Source organism: Bradyrhizobium sp. S69, assembly GCF_009766005.1.
GTDB lineage: Bacteria > Pseudomonadota > Alphaproteobacteria > Rhizobiales > Xanthobacteraceae > Bradyrhizobium.
Map to the genome: position 1 here is coordinate 178,425 of NZ_LMUK01000060.1, position 16,232 is coordinate 194,656.

Sequence of the window (16,232 nt, forward strand, 5' to 3'; positions counted from 1 at the left end):
GCCACATTATGAAAGCCCTCGTTCTGCTGCACCGCTGGCTTGGCGTCGGCTTTTGCCTGCTGTTTGCGATGTGGTTTGCGAGCGGCATCGTGATGCATTTCGTGCCGTTTCCGGCGTTGACGGAAGCGGCGCGTTTCGCAGGCCTGCGGGGAATCGATGTTTCGCGGGTTCGCCACGGCCCGGACGAGGCTGTTGTCGCGAGCCATATCGATGGCGCGCGGCGGGTTCGTTTGATCCAGCGCCCCGACGGCCCGGTTTACATCGTGACCGGCGCGTCGAAGCCCGCGGCGGTTCGCGCCGACGATCTTTCCGCCGCCGCTGTCACGTCGGATCAGCTTGCATTGGCTATCGCTCAAGCCCATGCGCGCCAAAATCGTATCGACGCGACGCACGCCATCGTTGCCTCCGTTGCGGATTACGATCAATGGAGCGTGCCCAACGGCTATGACGAACACCGGCCGCTTTTTCGTGTGGCGTTGTCCGATCCGTCGGGCATCGAGCTCTACGTCTCTTCCGCGACCGGTGAGGTCGTGCTCGACACCACGCGTTACCAGCGGGCCTGGAATTATCCCGGCAGCGTGGTGCACTGGATTTACCCGACCGTTCTGCGCCGCAATTGGGCGGCCTGGGACAAAGTCGTGTGGACGCTTTCCTTAGGTGCGCTGGTCGCGGCGGTGACGGGAGCCGTGCTTGGCGTGATCAGGCTGCGGCTTTCGCGCGTCGGCCTCGGATCGCCGTTTCGCGGCTGGCACGCCTGGCATCACATCCTCGGTCTGTTCACCGCGACATTCGTGGTGACCTGGATATTCAGCGGCTGGCTGTCGATGGACCATGGCCTGTTGTTTTCGCGCGGCCGGTTGTCCGACACGGAAGCCGCGACGATCGCGCGAACGCCGGATTGGAACGGCATTGCCGGCGACGCACGTTCCATCGCAAAATCCGCCAAAGAGGTCGAATGGTTCGCCTTCGGCGAGCGCTTTTACAAACGCGAGCGAACGGGTGTCGATTCGCAGTCGATTGCGGCGATCCGCCCCGATCCGCGAAATCCGCAAGCAGCTCGTTCCTATCTGAGCGCCGAAGAGGTCGATGGCGTTATCCAGCGCATCGCGTCGAACTGTGCGGCGCCCGTCGTGGTCGACGCGAGCGACCATTATCCGGCCGCCTCGCTGATCCCAGGTGCGCCGGTCTATCGGTCGGTCTGTGGCGATGTCTGGTTTCAGGTCGATGGCGCGACCGGTCGCGTGATGGAGCGGCTCGATTCGTCGCGCCGGGCTTACCGGTGGGCCTACACCGCCCTGCACACGCTGGATTTTCCGATACTGTCCGCCCATCCGACGGTGAGAAGCATGCTGATCGTGGTGTTATGCGCTATTGGATTTCTATTTTCGGTGACCGGAGCCGTGATCGGCTGGCGCCGACTGCGATTCCATTTTCCGGCGCAAGGCGTAGCCCTGAAATCAAAGGTGGTTCCGTGAGATCGATTGTCCCGACAGCCGAACCCGAACTGCTGGGCTTTCGCAGCCGGATCGCTGGCATCTATGCCTTTCTGGTGGCCGCCAATCTGGGGGCCTGGATCTGGGCGTTGGTGGCCTTTGCCCATCAGCCAGTCCTGATCGGCACCGCGGTGCTGGCCTACAGCCTCGGACTTCGGCATGCGATCGATGCCGACCACATTGCCGCGATCGACAATGTCACGCGCAAGCTGATGCAGGAAGGCAAGCGGCCGGTCGCGGTCGGCTTTTTCTTCGCGCTGGGGCATTCGACCGTTGTCGTGGTCGCGTCCGTCGCGGTGGCGATGACAGCGAACGCGCTGAGCGAAGGATTGGCCTCCTACCGCGAGATTGGCGGCGTCATCGGGACATCGGCGTCGGCGTTGTTTCTGTTCATCATCGCGATCGCCAATCTGATCGTGCTGCGCGGCGTCTACCAGGCGTTTCGGCTGGCCGAGCGCGGCGATCACGTCACCGAAGAGCAGATCGATTCGCTGCTGCAACAGCGCGGTTGGCTGGCGCGGCTGTTCCGGCCGCTGTTTCGCTTCGTCTCGCAGAGCTGGCATCTTTATCCGATCGGGCTGTTGTTCGCGCTCGGCTTCGAGACCGCCAGCGAGATCAGCCTGTTCGGCCTCTCGGCGCAGGCGTCGAATTCGGTATCGAGCTGGTCGCTGCTGATTTTCCCGGCGCTGTTCGCCGCCGGCATGACGCTGGTCGACACCACGGACGGCGTATTGATGCTCGGCGCCTATGGCTGGGCTTATCGCAATCCGATGCGCAAACTGTTCTACAATCTCACCATCACATCGGTATCGGTGCTGGTGGCATTGGTGGTCGGCGGCATCGAAACGCTCGGCCTGATCGGCGATCAATTCGATTTGCACGGCGTGTTCTGGGATGCGATCTCCAACCTCAACAGCAATTTCGGCGCGTTGGGTTATGGCATCGTCGGACTGTTCGTCGTGAGCTGGGGTGTGTCGTATCTGATCTATCGTTTCAAGGGATATGATCTTAGTCCGCGCGCGGAATGATCTTGCGGCGAGACAATTGGTACGCCGCTGATTCAACGGTTGACGCGGTTAGGATCCGATGCCACTTTCGTAATCGGTAGTGCTCGCAAGGGCTAACCAAGGGAATGCGGTGCGTTTGTTCCGACAGACAATTCCGCGGCTGCCCCCGCAACTGTAGGCGGATAGCCGACGACCAGTTAAAACCACTGGAGACCGATACGTCTCTGGGAAGGTGGTCCGAGGTGATAACCCGCGAGCCAGGAAACCTGCTGCCGGTCATTGTCACGCGCGAACGCGTCGGCGGGGTGCTCCGATGTGGCGAGAGTAGCTTGCTATACCTGCCAGGGGGCGAAGGCAGTCTGTAGCGGCAACCGCGGTGACGGTTAGGCGTTCGCCGTCGGGACTATCATCTTGTCAAATTCTGAAGTTGATCGGCGCGCTGCGCCGATATTCGTGCGTGGGCACCTGCTTGCGGTTGAGTGCGCGCGCGGTTTGCGTTCGAGGGCTGCGCCGCTCAGCCTGCTTGCACTATTTTCGTCTGTCGCGGTCACCCCGGGCATGGCGCAAACGACGGCGCCAAGCAATTCCAGCACGATCGAGCCCGTGATCGTCGGGCAACCGAAACGCAAGCCCGCAAAGCGCGTGCCGGCAGAGACGAGCCATCCCGGCCAACACGCTCGTGTCGGCGGTCGCACCCGCGCAGCGACAGCCAAGCCCGCTCCAGGTCCCGCGCCTGCCGTGGCCGAAGCGCCGCGAACCCCACTCAACAGCAATGGGGTGGCGGCCAGCGCGAGCCGGCTCGGCCTCACCGTCCGCGAGACGCCGGCCTCCGTCGAAATCGTCGACCAGCAGAAGATGCAGCAGGAGGGTTATCGAACCACGACGGAAGCCGCGCAAGGCGCGGTCGGTGTGCTGTCCGGGGATGCTGCGGGCGCGCCGGCCGGGTTCTCGATGCGAGGCTTCACCGGTAGCTCCATCAACACCCTCTACAACGGAATCTGGATCGGTCCGCAGGATATCACCTCACGCGTGATGGACAGTTCGAATCTCGACCGTGTCGAGTTCCTGAAAGGTCCGTCATCCCTGATGTCCGGGCTGGATGCGATCGGCGGCTCGGTCAACTACGTCAACAAGCAGCCGACCACGGGAGCGATCAAGAACGAACTGGATACCTCGATCGATTCGCTGGGCACCTATCGCACCCATTTCGGTTCGGGCGGCAGCTCGGCGATTGAGGGACTGGATTATCGGGTCGATCTCAGCCAGTCCAAAGCCGTCAGCTTCATCGACGGCGACTACGAGAATCTTTCGAATTTCTCGGGGCAACTGAACTATCGGATATCCGATACGTTCAAGGTGTTCGGGGCGATCGAGTACAAGAACGATCAAGGTCATGCCTATTGGGGCACGCCGCTGGTGCCGACCTCGTTCTCCGGTCCGTTTTCCAAGGGCGGCGTGGTGTCGGGCAGCGCACTCAACACGTTCGACGGCGTCTCCGTCATCGCACCGGTAACTGTGGATTCGCGTACCCTGACCACTAATTACAATGTGGCCGACAATTCCGTCGGGGCTCACGAACTTTGGCTGCGCAGCGGATTCGAATGGGCGCTGAGCCCCGACATCACGGTCAAGAACCAGGTCTACGACTACCACGCCCAACGGCACTGGTTCGACAGCGAGACCTACGCCTTCGATCTCGCTACCTCTACCATCGACCGCGATCGGTTTTTCGTCGACCACAATCAGCATGTCTTTGGCGACAACACCGACGTGGTCTGGAACAGCTCGTTCTTCGGCATGGAGAACCGTCTGGCGGCCCAACTTCAGGTCAGCCGCAACGACATCAAGTTCACCGAGGAGGGCGGAGACACTTACCCGGCGGATACGGTTTCCGTGCTCAATCCGGTTGCAGGGGTGTACGATGTGCCGACCGGTCCGCCTTTGTCCGACATCCGAAACAACCATCTCGACACCCTAGCCGGATCGATCGAAGATCGTCTCAAGCTGACCCCGATGTTCGCCCTGATCGGCGGCGTCAGGGTTGACGACTTCACCCTGCAACGCGACGGCATCAATTTCGATGGCTCCATTCCCGGCGGGCAACCTTTCACCAAGACCTGGCAGCCGGTGTCCTATCGCGCGGCCTATACGTTCGAACCGATCAAGAACCTGGTTTTCTATAGCATGTATGCCACCGCGTACGATCCGGCGGCGGCCGGCTTGTTCTCGCTGACCCCCGGAACGTCGCTGGAACTGACCAGCTCCCGGATCTACGAGAGCGGCGTCAAGCAATTGTTCTGGGGCGGCCGGGCGGAATGGACACTCGCGGCCTATGACATCCTGAGAAACAATGTCTACGTGCAGATCAATGATACGACATCGACGTTGGCCGGCGCGATCAGGACCAAAGGCCTCGAACTATCGGGCGCGATAAATCCGATCGACCCCGTCAAGCTCTGGGTCAATGTCGCGGTGACGCAGTCCCGCTATGAAAACTTTGTGCTCAACGGCCTGGATGTGAGCGGCAACACGCCGTCGAACGTGGCGCCTGTCATCGTCAACGCCGGGGCTTCCTATCGCTTCAACGACTGGCGCTGGCCGGTCGAGATCGGCGGCTCCGTTCGCCATGTCGGAAATCGATTCCTGTATGAGGACGATGCGACCACGATGAACGCCTACACCACCGCCGATCTGTACGCCTTCGTTGACATCGCGAAGCGCGATCTGCCGTGGCAGGGCGTCGATTCGATGCGGGTCAGATTCAGGGTGCGTAACATCACCAACGCCGTGTATGCCGCATGGTCCGATCCCGGTTATCCCGACCAGGTGTATCTTCGCGCGCCACGAACCTACGAACTATCCGCGTCGGCCAAGTGGTGAAGTTGCGCGCGTTCTAAAGCAGGATGAGAGAAGGTTGAATCGTCATTGCAAGCGAAGCGAAGCAATCCATAGCGTCAAACGAAGAATGGATTGCTTCGTCGCTGTTGCTCCTCGCAATGACGGCTTAGTCGGTGATCGAACCTCATCTCATCACGTTCTAAACCTTTATGGCGCCGACGCCGGCCAGCGCGGCGCCGTAGAGGATCATGCATGGCCCCTGCGGCTTTGCGGCCGTGAGGCGGGTTGCGATTTCCGTTAGCGCCCCCGCCATCACTGACGTAGCGGGCGAGCCCAGGCTTTCGATCACCACAGTCGGGGTCTCTGCTGACAGACCATGGGCGATCAGCTTTTCGGCCAGTGCCGCGAAAGTGGCTTTGCCCATGAACACACATGTCGTCGCGCCGGGGTCGGCGAGCGCTGCGATATCGAGGTCTTCCGGCAGCTTGCCATCGACATCGTGCCCGGTGACCATCTGCACCCTTCGCGCCACGCCGCGCTTGGTCAGTGATGTCCCGAGATAGGCGGCGGCCGCGGTCGCGGTGGTGATGCCGGGCACGATCTCGATCGGCACGCCGGCGTCGCGGGCCGCGACAATCTCTTCGTCGGCGCGCGCGAAGATCGAGGGATCGCCGGATTTGACCCGGACCACGCGCTTGCCGAGTTTTGCATACTCGATCATCAGCCGGCTGACTTCCTGCTGCTTCGGCGAGGGATGGCCGGCGCGTTTGCCGACCGCGATCAGTTCGGCGTCGGGGGAGGCGAACGACAGGATGTCGTCGCCGGCGAGGTCGTCATAAAGAATGATTTCGGCGGCGCGCAGCCGCTCCACCGCGCGCAAGGTCAACAGGTCGACGTCGCCGGGCCCGCCGCCGATCAGGGCGATGCTGCCGATGGAGGGTTTGTCAGCTGTGGTCATGGCCTGGCGTCCCCCGCGACATCGACCATGTGAAAGAAACTTCCGGTGACGTGACCGCGCCGGCTTCCGGTTTCCGCCGTCGCCACGCCGGAGGCATCGCGGATGTCGGCGAGCGGCTCGTCGGGCTGCGTCACCACGCGGGCATAGTGGAATTCGTGGCCGCGCAGCGCGCTGCCCGCGGCATAGCCCGGGATCGGCGCGTGTAACGTCGCGGTCCGATAGCCCAGATGCAGGCGGCGTTGCGCGAAATCGGTCTCGAGCCCGAGCAGCCCAAGCATTTCGTGACGGTGCCCCGCGGCGTCGATCAGGCCGGCGCCAAGCGTCATGTAGCCGCCGCACTCGCCATGGACGGGGCGCGTCCGCGCGAACGCGCGGATCCCGTCGGCGAAGCGCGATGCGGCAGCGAGCTTGCCGGCGTGCAGTTCCGGATAGCCGCCGGGCAACCAGGCGACGTCGCAGGAAGGATCGGGCGGCTCGTCTGACAGCGGCGAGAACGTGATGATTTCCGCGCCCGCCGCGCGCCAGCCTTGCAGCAGATGCGGATAGACGAACGAAAACGCCACGTCGCGCGCCAGCGCAATCCGTTGTCCCGGCGGAACCATCCGGGGCGCGGCCGCAGGCGGCCGACGTCGTGTCGGACGCGCCGCCGCTTCGAGTGCCGCAAGATCGATGTCGCGCTCGACCAGATCGGCGAGTGTGGCGAGCCGCGCCAGCAGCGCCGGATCCTCCTGCGCCTGGACCAGTCCGAGATGGCGCTCCGGCATCGTCAGCGCGGTGTCGCGCGCAATAGCGCCGAACACCCGGACGCCGATTCGCGCAAAGCCGTCGCGCACCAGCGCGGCATGGCGCTCGCTGGCGACCTTGTTGAGGATCACGCCTGATATCGTGACGTCGTCGCGATAGCGCGCAAAACCGAGCGCGACCGCCGCGGCGGATTGCGCCTGACCCGCGACATCGAGCACCAGCACCACCGGCCAGCCGGTCGCCGCCGCGATATCGGCGGTCGAGCCGGTGCCCCAGGCGCCTTGCGATGCCACGCCGTCGAACAGTCCCATCACGCCTTCGGCCAGCGCTATATCGGCTTCCGCCGCAGCCTCCAGCAGCGCGTCAAAGCGTTCGCGGCCTTGCGCCCATGAATCCAGATTGAACGACGCTCTGCCGGCAGCGACGGCATGAAACGCCGGATCGATATAATCCGGGCCGCATTTGTAAGGCTGCACGATCCGGCCGCGCCGGCGCAACGCGGCGAGCAGCGCCAAGGTCAGCGTGGTCTTGCCGCTGCCGCTGGCGGGTGCGGCAATAATTAGCCCGGGCGTGCTAGTCGCGGCCACGGCCGGTCTCTGCGGAGGGTCGGAACCTGCGGTCATAATTCGCACTGTAAAGCGCGCTGTCGGCGAAATCATGCGCCGATAGCGACGGCCCGACCAGAATCAAGGCGGTGCGTTCGATCGCGGCCTCGCGCACCTGGGCTGCGATCGTCGATAGCGTGCCGCGAATCACCACCTGTTCGGGCCAGCTCGCGCGCACCACGACGGCGACTGCGCCATCCGCCCCGTAATGCGGGATCAGGGTCGCAGCCACCTCGTCGATCACGTGGACGGAGAGATGGATTGCGAGCGTGGCGCCGGTCGCGGCATAGACGGCAAGGCTTTCGCCGGATGGCATCGCCGAGGCGCGGCCCGAGGTGCGGGTCAGCACCACGGTCTGGGCGATGCCGGGCAACGTCAGTTCGCGTCCCAGCACGGCGGCTGCGGCGGCGAAGGACGGCACGCCGGGCGTCACCGTATAGGGAATGTCGTGGTCTTCGAGCCGGCGAATTTGTTCGCCCATCGCGCTCCAGATCGAGAGATCACCGGAATGCAGCCGTGCCACGTCGAGCCCGGCGGTGTGGGCGGTGACGAATTCCGCAATGATGGCATCGAGGTCGAGCGGCGCGGTGTCGATCACACGGGCGCCGGGCGGGCACAGCGCGATGATCTCGCGCGGCACCAGCGATCCCGCGAACAAACATACCGGGCACCGCGCCACCAGATTTTGACCGCGTACGGTGATCAGATCGGGCGCGCCGGGACCGGCGCCGATGAAATGGACGGTCATGGCACGATGTCCTCCGATAAAGCGACGGCAGCAGTGGCGTTGCGATCGGTCGACACCTGGCGCGTAACGACGAGACGCGCATCGCTGCCGGCAATGGCCAATGCTGCGGCTTCGCAGACGCTGCCGACGCCGCGTTGCCTTAGTACGCGCTCCGAGCGCGTTGTCACGCGCGCGTCCGCCGCGCGCAGCGTCTCGGCGGCGACGGGCTTGATCGATAAATGAGCCGCATGAGCCGCTATGAGCAGGCTCGGATGCGTGGCCTTGTCTTCCACCACGGCAAGCTCGACGGTCGCATCCGGCCTCGCGGCTTTGGCGACGACATCCGCCAGCACTTCGCCGACCGACTGCGCGGAGGCCTGATCGCGAAAACCTAATCCGATCACCATGCGGTTTTTTTGCCGGCTCATTTGGTCACACTCCATTGCACCACCGGCATCGCGGCGCGCCATCCGGTGAGGCCGCCGATGGAACCGGCGCGTTCGACCGACAGCCGCAGCAGCGCGCCGCCATGGCGCGCCTGCCACGCAATCAGAAGCGCCTCGGTTTCCAGCGTCACGGAATTGACCACCAGACGGCCGCCCGGCGGCAGCGCCTGCCATATCGCTTCAAGCACACCATCGCGGCTGGCGCCGCCGCCGACGAATACCGCGTCGGGTGTGGGCAGATCGTTCAATGCGTCGGGCGCGGTGCCGAGCCGGAGATCGAAGTGCGGCACGCCCAGGGATTGCGCGTTGGCGCGCGCATTGGCGAGCCGGTCCTCGCGCGCTTCGATGCCGATGGCGCGGTTGGCGGGATCGGCGAGCAGCCATTCGATGCCGATCGCGCCGGAGCCGGCGCCGATATCCCACAATAATTCGCCGCCGCGTGGCGCGAGCGTGGAGAGGCTGACCGCACGGATCTCGCGCTTTGTCAGTTGGCCGTCATGAATGAACAACTCATCCGGCAATCCGGCGACGCGCGGAATGAGGGTGGCGCCGGGTTCGGCGATCGCTTCGATCGCCAGCGCCACCGGCGATTGGATCTCATCGATGGCGAAGCCCGCGGCGGAGGCTGTACGAATGCGTTCGCGCGGGCCGCCGAGCGCTTCGAGGATCGTCAGGCGCGATGGCCCGAAGCCAACGCCGTTCAGATAGGCGGCGACCTGCGCCGTCGCCGCGCCGTCGCGCACCAGCGCGATCAACCGGGCGCCGGTGCGTAAATGCGGGCGCGACAGTTCGATCGGACGCGCGTGCAGTCCGAGCGTGATGGTCTCTTCGAGCCGCCAACCTAACCGCGCCGCGGCCCAGGCAAAGGTCGATGGCGCAGGGATAGCAATGGTTTCCGCAAGCGGAACGGCTTCGGCAAACACCGAGCCGGCGCCGTACCAGAACGGATCGCCTGAGCACAGCGCGACCACGCGCTTGCCGCGATGCGCCAGCAGTTTTGGGATCGATGCGGCGAACGGCGTCTCCCATTCGAGCGCAGGCTTGCTGAGCGTTGCGACCAGCGCCAGATGCCGCCGTCCGCCGGCGATCAATTCGGCGGCCGCGAGCCGCGCCCGCGCCGCCGCCGACAGCCCCTCAAGCCCGTCTTCGCCGATCCCGACGATGGACAGCCAGGGCGTCGGTATGTCATCGCTGCCTGCCATGACATCCTCCCCGGCCAAACCATTGCGGGTCCTGATCCTCGGCGGCACCACGGAAGCCAACCAGCTCGTGGCGCTGCTGGCGAACGATCCGCGGTTCGATGCCGTGCTGTCCTATGCCGGCCGCACCGAACGCCCCACGCCGCCGCCGATTCCCTGGCGTGTCGGCGGTTTTGGCGGCGTCGATGGGCTGACAAAATATCTCCGCGACCAAAATATCGCACGCGTGGTCGATGCCACCCATCCGTTCGCGGCGCAAATGAGCGCGCATGCGATCGCGGCCTGCGCAATCGCCTCCGTGCCGCTGCTGGCGCTGGAGCGGCTGCCTTGGCCGCGCATGGCTGGCGACCGCTGGATCGAGGTCGATGATTTCGTTGCGGCGGCGGAAGCTTTGGGCGCATCGCCCCGGCGCGTGTTTCTCGGCATCGGCCGGATGCAGCTCGCGCCATTCGCCAGCCATCCGCAGCACTTCTATTTGGTCCGGCTGGTCGATCCGCCGCGCGCGCCCCTGCCGCTGCCCGGGGCGGAGCTGATCGTGGCACGCGGGCCGTTCGACCTTGCCGGCGACCGCGTGCTGCTCGTCAATCATCGCATCGACATCGTGGTGGCCCGGGACGCCGGCGGCGATGGCGCTTTCGCCAAGATCGAAGCCGCGCGCGAATTGGGATTGCCTGTCGTGATGGTGCGCCGTCCGTTGATTCCCGCGCGGGACAAGGTCGAGACGGTTGGCGAGGTGTTGCGTTGGCTCGGTCATGACGAGCTTCCGGCCGAACGCGGCGTATAGACGAATGGTTTGCCGCTTGCGCGGGGGATCAGCCGGGTTCGCGACGAGCCGATCAGCACCAGCGTACGCATATCGGCACGGTCTGCCACCGCATCGCGCAAGGTAACCGTCTCGATGGCTTCGCTGATATCGCTGACGGCGCTGGCAAAAATCACTGGCACGCTTTCCGGCAGTTCCTCGCGCAACAGCTCGAACGCGCGGCCGAGCTGCCAGGGTCGCGCCGACGACAGCGGATTATAGAGCGCGATGACAAAATCGGCTTGCGCCGCCAGCCGCAGCCGGCGCTCGACCAATTCCCATGGCTTGAGATTGTCCGACAGGTTGATGGCACAAAAATCATGCCCGAGCGGAGCACCGATCCGGGCCGCCGCGGCGAACATCGCACTGATGCCGGGCAATACCCGGATGTCGAGATCGCGCCATGACGACTCGCCGACTTCGACCGCCTCGAACACCGCGGCCGCCATCGCGAACACGCCGGGATCGCCCGAGGACACGACGACGACGCGCTTGCCTTCGGCCGCGAGCCGCAACGCCAGGCTGGCGCGGTCGAGTTCCTCGCGATTGTCCGAGCCGTGGCGGGTCAGGCCTGCACGCTCAGGCACCCGCGCCACATAACGCGCGTAGCCGATCAAATCGGTGGCCTGCGCCAGCGCGTCGGTCACCTCCGGCGTGATCAGTTCTTCGGCGCCCGGGCCGAGGCCGGCGATGGCGAGCCAGCCGCTCATGGCCGGCGCCCGCGGCCATGGACCAGGATCATTGAGAAGTAGGGCGCCTCGTCGTCGGTCTTCTCGCTGAGCGGCAATACCTTCTCGCCGGCCATGGTGCCGCGCTCGACATAGACGGCGCGCTCCGCAAGCCCAACCGCTTGCAGCGCGCGACGTACTTTCGGCAGATTGCGGCCGAGCTTCATCACCACAAGCGCATCGATCGACTGCAACCGTTCGCGCAACGTTGCTTCGTCGAGCGTCGCCGGCACCACGGTCAGGACGTCGTCGCCAAAGGTGATGGGTACGCCGCTCGCAGTCCAGCAGCCGGACATGCCGGAAATTCCGGGCACCACCACGACCGGCGCGTGGCCGTTGATGCGGCTGTGCAGATGCATGAACGAGCCATAAAGGAACGGGTCGCCCTCGCACAACACCGCGACGTCGCGGCCAGCAGCGGTATGTTGCAGCAGCCGCTGCACACATTCGTCGTAGAAGGCCCGCAGCGCCGCATTATAGGCGGGGTCTTCCAGCGCGATCTCGGTGGTGACAGGATATTCCAACGCCTCTTCGATAACGGCAGGCGCCAGCAGGCCGTCGACCATGGTGCGGGCATTGCCGGGACGTCCGGGCTTGCGGAAATGCGCGATGACACTTGCTTTGGCGATCAGCCGTGCTGCTTTGACGCTCATCAGCTCCGGATCGCCGGGGCCGAGGCCGACGCCATAGATGGTGGCGGGTGCGCTCATTCGATCTCGCTTGCGACGGCGTTGAGCGCCGCGGCCGCCATCGCGCTGCCGCCGCGCCGTCCACGCACGATCACGCTGGGCACCAGCCGGCTTTTGAGCAGTGCCTCCTTGGATTCGGCCGCGCCAACGAAGCCGACGGGGATGCCGATCACGGCCGCGGGCGGTTTTACGCCAGGTTCGCCGAGGATTTCCAGCAGCCGAAACAAAGCGGTCGGCGCGTTGCCGATCACCACCACTGAGCCCGCCAATCGCTCGCGCCACAACTCCAATGCCGCCGCGGTGCGGGTGGTGCGGTGTGCCACCGCGAGATCAGGTACGCGAGGATCGTTCAGCGTGCAGATCACGGAATTGTCGGCCGGCAGCCGCGCCCGCGTGATGCCATGGGCCACCATCTGGGCATCGCAGAAAATCGGCGCGCCCGCGCGCAACGCGGCGGATGCCGCGGCGCTGAAGCCCGGCGTGAACATGATATCATCGGCGACCTCGACCATGCCGCTCGCATGAATGATGCGCACGGCGACCTTTTCGTCACCGGCATCGAACCGGTCGAGCCGCGCCTCGGCGCGGATGATCGCGAACGAACGTCGGTAGATCGCGGCGCCATCGGTCTCGTAGACGTAACTCATGACGTGGCCTCGGTATCCGCCGGCGCTGCCGCGATGCCTTCGATGACGCTGTTGCGTCGCGTCACCCAATAGCCGGCCTCGCGCATTTGCTGGAAGCGCTGGCGCATCGCGGCAGCGGCTTCGGGGTTGGCCGCTTCGAGGAAGCGCCGCACCGCGTCGTCGCCGAGCGTTGCGTCGTAATAGATATCGAAGTGGTGGCTTTCAACGGAGCCGGCCAAATGCGCGAACGCTGCCATCTGGTCGAGCGTCGAGGCGATCTCGGCCGCGCCGCGAAAGCCATGCCGCATCTGTCCCTCAAGCCAGCGCGGATTGGCGGCGCGGCCGCGCACCACGCGGGCCACTTCCTCGGCGAGCGTGCGCATCCGCGGCGCGTCGGGATTGGTCGAGTCGGCATGGTAGAGCGTCGGCGCCGCACCGGTGAGCTTGCGCGCCGCAGCGGCGAAACCGCCTTGATGGGCGGCATAATCCGGTGCCGCGAGCAAATCGGTCTCGGGCAGATCCTGCGGATGGATAAACGCATCGGTCGCAGCGGTGCGTTGCTCCAGTGCCGCGCGCGCGCCGGCGCCATCACGGCCGCCGCCATAGGCGTAAGCGCTGTTGGCAAGCCAGGTCTCGCCGGCATCTTCGGCGCTGGCCGGCGTGAATTCCGTTACAGCCTCCGTGACGCCTGTGCCGTAGTCACCGGGCGCGGGTCCGAACACGCGCGGGCTTGTTGAGGCACGATAGGGATTTTCTTCCGTGGGTTCATCGCGCGCGGCCAAGGCTGCCGCCGCCTGCTCGAACAGATCGGGCAAGGTCGAAAACACGTCCCGAAACAGACCGGAGATGCGCAAGCTCACATCGATCCGGGGACGCCCGAGCGTCGCCAGTGTCATGACGTCAAAGCCGGTGACCCGGTCCGATGTGGTGTCCCATACCGGCGTGACGCCCATCAGGTGTAGCGCCATCGCGAATTCCTCGCCGGCGGTGCGCATGGTTGCGGAACCCCAGAGGTCCAGCATGACGTTGCGTGGATAATCGCCGTGGTCCTGCAAATGCCGGGTCAACAGCGCCTCGGCGAGGCTTTTGCCTTGTTCGGCGGCGTTGCGGCTCGGCACCGCGCGGGTATCGACGGTGTAGAGATTGCGTCCGGTCGGCAGCACGTCACGCCGGCCGCGCCACGGCGAGCCCGCGGGCCCGGGCGCGACGTGCTTGCCGTCGAGGGCTGCCAGCAACGCGGCGCGTTCACCCGACGCACAGGCCAAGTACGGAATTGGGTATGGAATTCCGGTTTGATCCTCGGCGTGCAGCGGCACGCGACCGAAGATGTGCAGCCCGTCGGCGACCAGCGTCGCCTTGACGTCGCACACAAAACTATCGAGCCGCACCACGGACTGTAACGGCGTCATGGCGGCGGTGACGCCGCTGTCGCGGTCGAGGCCGCTGTCGCGCGCGGCATCGACGATCGCTTGCGCCAACCGCTCGCGGCGGCGCGGATCGAGGCCGTCGGCCACCGAATATTCGTCGAGCAGCCGCTCGATCGCGTGCAGTCCCGGCGGCACCGCGCCGGGTGAGATCGGCGGCGTGATATGCCCGATGGTGACCGCGCCGAGCCGGCGTTTTGCCACGGCGGCTTCGCCAGGATCGTTGACGATGAAGGGGTAGATCACCGGCGTTGCACCCAGCAGCGCCTCGGGCCAGCACGACGACGATAGCGCGACCGATTTTCCCGGCAGCCATTCCAGCGTGCCATGCGCGCCCATGTGGATCATCGCGTCAGATTGGATGACCTGGCGCAGCCACAGATAAAACGCGACGTAGCTATGTCGCGGCGCGCGCCTGGGATCGTGATACTCGGCGGCACGATCGGCGCGCCGGCCGCGATCCGGCTGCACGGCAATCAGCGCATGGCCGCAATTGACCGCCTTGAAAACGAAATCGCCGTCGACGATCGATGGGTCGCTTTCGGGCGATCCCCATTGCGCCCTAAGATCGGCTGCGAGTGCCGGATCGAGGCCGGCCAGTGCAGTTCGGTAGTGCTGAAGCGGCCAGCGGATCGTCTCGGTTTTCAGCCGGTCGATCAGCGCTGAGCCATCCGCCGGGATGTCGGCGATGGCGTAGCCTCGGTCGCGCAGAACATGCAGCGCCTCGATCGTGCTTTCGGGCGCATCGAGGCCGACCGCATGCGCCATCTGGTCCTCGCGTCCCGGATAGGCCGACAGCACAATGGCAACGCGCTTATCGGTATCAGCGGTGCGGCGCAGCGCGATCAGAGCCCCCGCGCGCGCCACAATCGCGGCGATGCGGCCGTCGTCGCCTGCATGCACCAGGCGGGCATAGCCGAGTTCGGGATCGGCGGCTTCGAGCTGCTTGAACGAGGCGACACCAGCAAAGATGCGGCCATCGAGTTCCGGCAGCACGACATGGATGGCGAGGTCGGGCGGTGACAGCCCGCGGTCGGACGCGGCCCACAATTCGCGGTTGGCGCCCGATAGCGCCACCTGCAGCACGGGGGCATCGACGACATCGAGGGGCGAGCCCGAAGCGCTATCGCTGCGCGCGGAAAAGGCCGTCGCGTTGATGATGACATCGGGCGCGATCCGCACGAGTTGCTGGCGCAGCCAGCCGTCGCCTTCCGGGTCTTTCAGGCTGGTCGCAAACAGGCCGATCGCCCGGGTGCCGCGCCGCGCCAGTTCAGCCATCAAGCGGTCGATCGGATCGGTGTCGGATGCCGCCAGGATGGCGCGATAGAAAATCACCAGCACGATAGGTGCGCCGTCGCGCCCGGCGTCGATGTTGTCCGGTTCGATCACGCCAGTGCCGGCAGCGTAAAAACCATAACGCGGCAGCGCAATGCGCGCGACCGGCGGCACCGCCGGCAAACCCGCGGCGAGCGCCAGCTGCGCCAGTGCGGCACGCGCCGAATCCGCACCGCCATTGTCGCACAGGGTTTTCAGCCGGCGCAGGGTCGAGGGCGGCAGGTTGGAGGCGGCATCGAGCCGCGGATCGGGCCGGCCGTCGCCGGGAAGGATCGCCAGCGCGATGCCGTTTGCGGCAGCCAGCGCGCTGAGCTGCTCGATCCCGTAGCGCCAATAGTCGATGCCGCCGAGCAGCCGGATCAGGATGCCGCGCGCGCCCGACAAGGTATTCTGAAGGTAGAGATCGACCGAGAGCGGATGCGCCAGCCGGCGCAGATTGGCCAGCCGCAGGCTCGGCAAATTCTCGCGGCCGCCGCGCCAGGCCGTCGCGAACGCGCTGAGGTCGCTGTCTGCAAAGGACAGCACGACGAGGTCCGCGGGCGCCTGACCGAGATCCTCGGCCGCCGCGGTTTCCTCAAGTCCATGCCGTTCCCGCAGCAGGATGTGCATGC

At 65.4% G+C, this 16,232-nt stretch carries 13 protein-coding genes and 1 riboswitch; of the genes, 4 read left to right on the forward strand and 9 right to left on the reverse strand.

Features of this window, described 5'->3' with window-relative positions; translation table 11 throughout:
* Positions 1–8 precede the first annotated feature (8 nt).
* The 3 genes from GSQ88_RS32575 (at position 9) to GSQ88_RS32585 (ending at position 5,380) form a co-directional block, all read left to right on the forward strand.
* Positions 9–1,475 carry a PepSY domain-containing protein gene (locus tag GSQ88_RS32575; RefSeq protein WP_349628252.1) on the forward strand — a complete coding sequence of 489 codons (1,467 nt, stop codon included), beginning with the start codon at positions 9–11 and terminating at the stop codon, positions 1,473–1,475.
* Positions 1,472–2,521 (forward strand): HoxN/HupN/NixA family nickel/cobalt transporter, encoded by a 1,050-nt coding sequence (locus GSQ88_RS32580; protein WP_502706786.1) that lies wholly within the window; start codon positions 1,472–1,474, stop codon positions 2,519–2,521. The genes GSQ88_RS32575 and GSQ88_RS32580 overlap by 4 nt, the downstream gene beginning before the upstream one ends.
* Positions 2,522–2,581: 60 nt before the next feature.
* Positions 2,582–2,788, forward strand: a riboswitch (cobalamin riboswitch).
* Positions 2,789–3,058: 270 nt separating this feature from the next.
* Positions 3,059–5,380: a TonB-dependent receptor gene (locus GSQ88_RS32585; protein ID WP_159012308.1), complete on the forward strand. Its 2,322-nt coding sequence runs from the start codon at positions 3,059–3,061 to the stop codon at positions 5,378–5,380.
* Positions 5,381–5,537: 157 nt separating this feature from the next.
* Here GSQ88_RS32585 and cobA read toward each other — a convergent pair whose 3' ends face one another.
* Genes cobA through cbiE form a run of 5 tightly spaced genes read right to left on the reverse strand, consistent with a single transcriptional unit; the run spans position 5,538 to position 10,020 of the window.
* The gene (gene cobA, locus GSQ88_RS32590) at positions 5,538–6,296 is read right to left on the reverse strand and encodes a uroporphyrinogen-III C-methyltransferase (RefSeq protein ID WP_159012310.1); all 759 of its coding nucleotides are present in this window, start codon (positions 6,294–6,296) and stop codon (positions 5,538–5,540) included.
* The gene (locus tag GSQ88_RS32595) at positions 6,293–7,663 is read right to left on the reverse strand and encodes a cobyrinic acid a,c-diamide synthase CobB (protein WP_159012312.1); all 1,371 of its coding nucleotides are present in this window, start codon (positions 7,661–7,663) and stop codon (positions 6,293–6,295) included. Before GSQ88_RS32595 ends, cobA begins: the two co-directional genes overlap by 4 nt.
* Positions 7,614–8,393 carry a precorrin-4 C(11)-methyltransferase gene (gene cobM / locus GSQ88_RS32600; protein WP_159012314.1) on the reverse strand — a complete coding sequence of 260 codons (780 nt, stop codon included), beginning with the start codon at positions 8,391–8,393 and terminating at the stop codon, positions 7,614–7,616. The genes GSQ88_RS32595 and cobM overlap by 50 nt, the downstream gene beginning before the upstream one ends.
* Complete coding sequence (locus GSQ88_RS32605) at positions 8,390–8,800, reverse strand: cobalamin biosynthesis protein (RefSeq protein WP_246785186.1); 411 nt, start codon at positions 8,798–8,800, stop codon at positions 8,390–8,392. Before GSQ88_RS32605 ends, cobM begins: the two co-directional genes overlap by 4 nt.
* Positions 8,797–10,020 carry a precorrin-6y C5,15-methyltransferase (decarboxylating) subunit CbiE gene (cbiE, locus tag GSQ88_RS32610; protein ID WP_159012316.1) on the reverse strand — a complete coding sequence of 408 codons (1,224 nt, stop codon included), beginning with the start codon at positions 10,018–10,020 and terminating at the stop codon, positions 8,797–8,799. The genes GSQ88_RS32605 and cbiE overlap by 4 nt, the downstream gene beginning before the upstream one ends.
* Here cbiE and GSQ88_RS32615 point away from each other — a divergent pair.
* A complete protein-coding gene (locus GSQ88_RS32615; protein WP_159012318.1) occupies positions 10,019–10,801 on the forward strand; it encodes a cobalt-precorrin-6A reductase in 783 nt (260 codons plus the stop codon). The genes cbiE and GSQ88_RS32615 overlap by 2 nt on opposite strands.
* Here the strand turns inward: GSQ88_RS32615 and cobJ are convergent.
* The 4 genes from cobJ to cobN are packed head-to-tail and all read right to left on the reverse strand — an operon-like array spanning position 10,768 to position 16,230.
* Complete coding sequence (gene cobJ, locus GSQ88_RS32620) at positions 10,768–11,529, reverse strand: precorrin-3B C(17)-methyltransferase (protein ID WP_159012320.1); 762 nt, start codon at positions 11,527–11,529, stop codon at positions 10,768–10,770. The two genes, GSQ88_RS32615 and cobJ, sit on opposite strands and share 34 nt — an antisense overlap.
* Positions 11,526–12,257 carry a precorrin-2 C(20)-methyltransferase gene (locus tag GSQ88_RS32625; protein WP_159012322.1) on the reverse strand — a complete coding sequence of 244 codons (732 nt, stop codon included), beginning with the start codon at positions 12,255–12,257 and terminating at the stop codon, positions 11,526–11,528. The genes cobJ and GSQ88_RS32625 overlap by 4 nt, the downstream gene beginning before the upstream one ends.
* On the reverse strand, positions 12,254–12,883 hold the full coding sequence (locus GSQ88_RS32630; RefSeq protein WP_159012323.1) for a precorrin-8X methylmutase: 630 nt from the start codon (positions 12,881–12,883) through the stop codon (positions 12,254–12,256). Before GSQ88_RS32630 ends, GSQ88_RS32625 begins: the two co-directional genes overlap by 4 nt.
* Positions 12,880–16,230 carry a cobaltochelatase subunit CobN gene (gene cobN, locus GSQ88_RS32635; RefSeq protein WP_159012325.1) on the reverse strand — a complete coding sequence of 1,117 codons (3,351 nt, stop codon included), beginning with the start codon at positions 16,228–16,230 and terminating at the stop codon, positions 12,880–12,882. Before cobN ends, GSQ88_RS32630 begins: the two co-directional genes overlap by 4 nt.
* Between the last annotated feature and the right edge of the window lie 2 nt (positions 16,231–16,232).

Excerpts from the sequence above, each read along its gene's own strand:
- GSQ88_RS32575 (WP_349628252.1), top strand. The coding sequence starts at position 9 with ATGAAAGCCCTCGTTCTGCTGCACCGCTGGCTTGGCGTCGGCTTTTGC.
- GSQ88_RS32585 (WP_159012308.1), top strand. The coding sequence starts at position 3,059 with ATGGCGCAAACGACGGCGCCAAGCAATTCCAGCACGATCGAGCCCGTG.
- cobA (WP_159012310.1), bottom strand. The coding sequence starts at position 6,296 with ATGACCACAGCTGACAAACCCTCCATCGGCAGCATCGCCCTGATCGGC.
- GSQ88_RS32595 (WP_159012312.1), bottom strand. The coding sequence starts at position 7,663 with ATGACCGCAGGTTCCGACCCTCCGCAGAGACCGGCCGTGGCCGCGACT.
- cobM (WP_159012314.1), bottom strand. The coding sequence starts at position 8,393 with ATGACCGTCCATTTCATCGGCGCCGGTCCCGGCGCGCCCGATCTGATC.
- GSQ88_RS32605 (WP_246785186.1), bottom strand. The coding sequence starts at position 8,800 with ATGAGCCGGCAAAAAAACCGCATGGTGATCGGATTAGGTTTTCGCGAT.
- GSQ88_RS32615 (WP_159012318.1), top strand. The coding sequence starts at position 10,019 with ATGACATCCTCCCCGGCCAAACCATTGCGGGTCCTGATCCTCGGCGGC.
- cbiE (WP_159012316.1), bottom strand. The coding sequence starts at position 10,020 with ATGGCAGGCAGCGATGACATACCGACGCCCTGGCTGTCCATCGTCGGG.
- cobJ (WP_159012320.1), bottom strand. The coding sequence starts at position 11,529 with ATGAGCGGCTGGCTCGCCATCGCCGGCCTCGGCCCGGGCGCCGAAGAA.
- GSQ88_RS32625 (WP_159012322.1), bottom strand. The coding sequence starts at position 12,257 with ATGAGCGCACCCGCCACCATCTATGGCGTCGGCCTCGGCCCCGGCGAT.
- GSQ88_RS32630 (WP_159012323.1), bottom strand. The coding sequence starts at position 12,883 with ATGAGTTACGTCTACGAGACCGATGGCGCCGCGATCTACCGACGTTCG.
- cobN (WP_159012325.1), bottom strand. The coding sequence starts at position 16,230 with ATGCACATCCTGCTGCGGGAACGGCATGGACTTGAGGAAACCGCGGCG.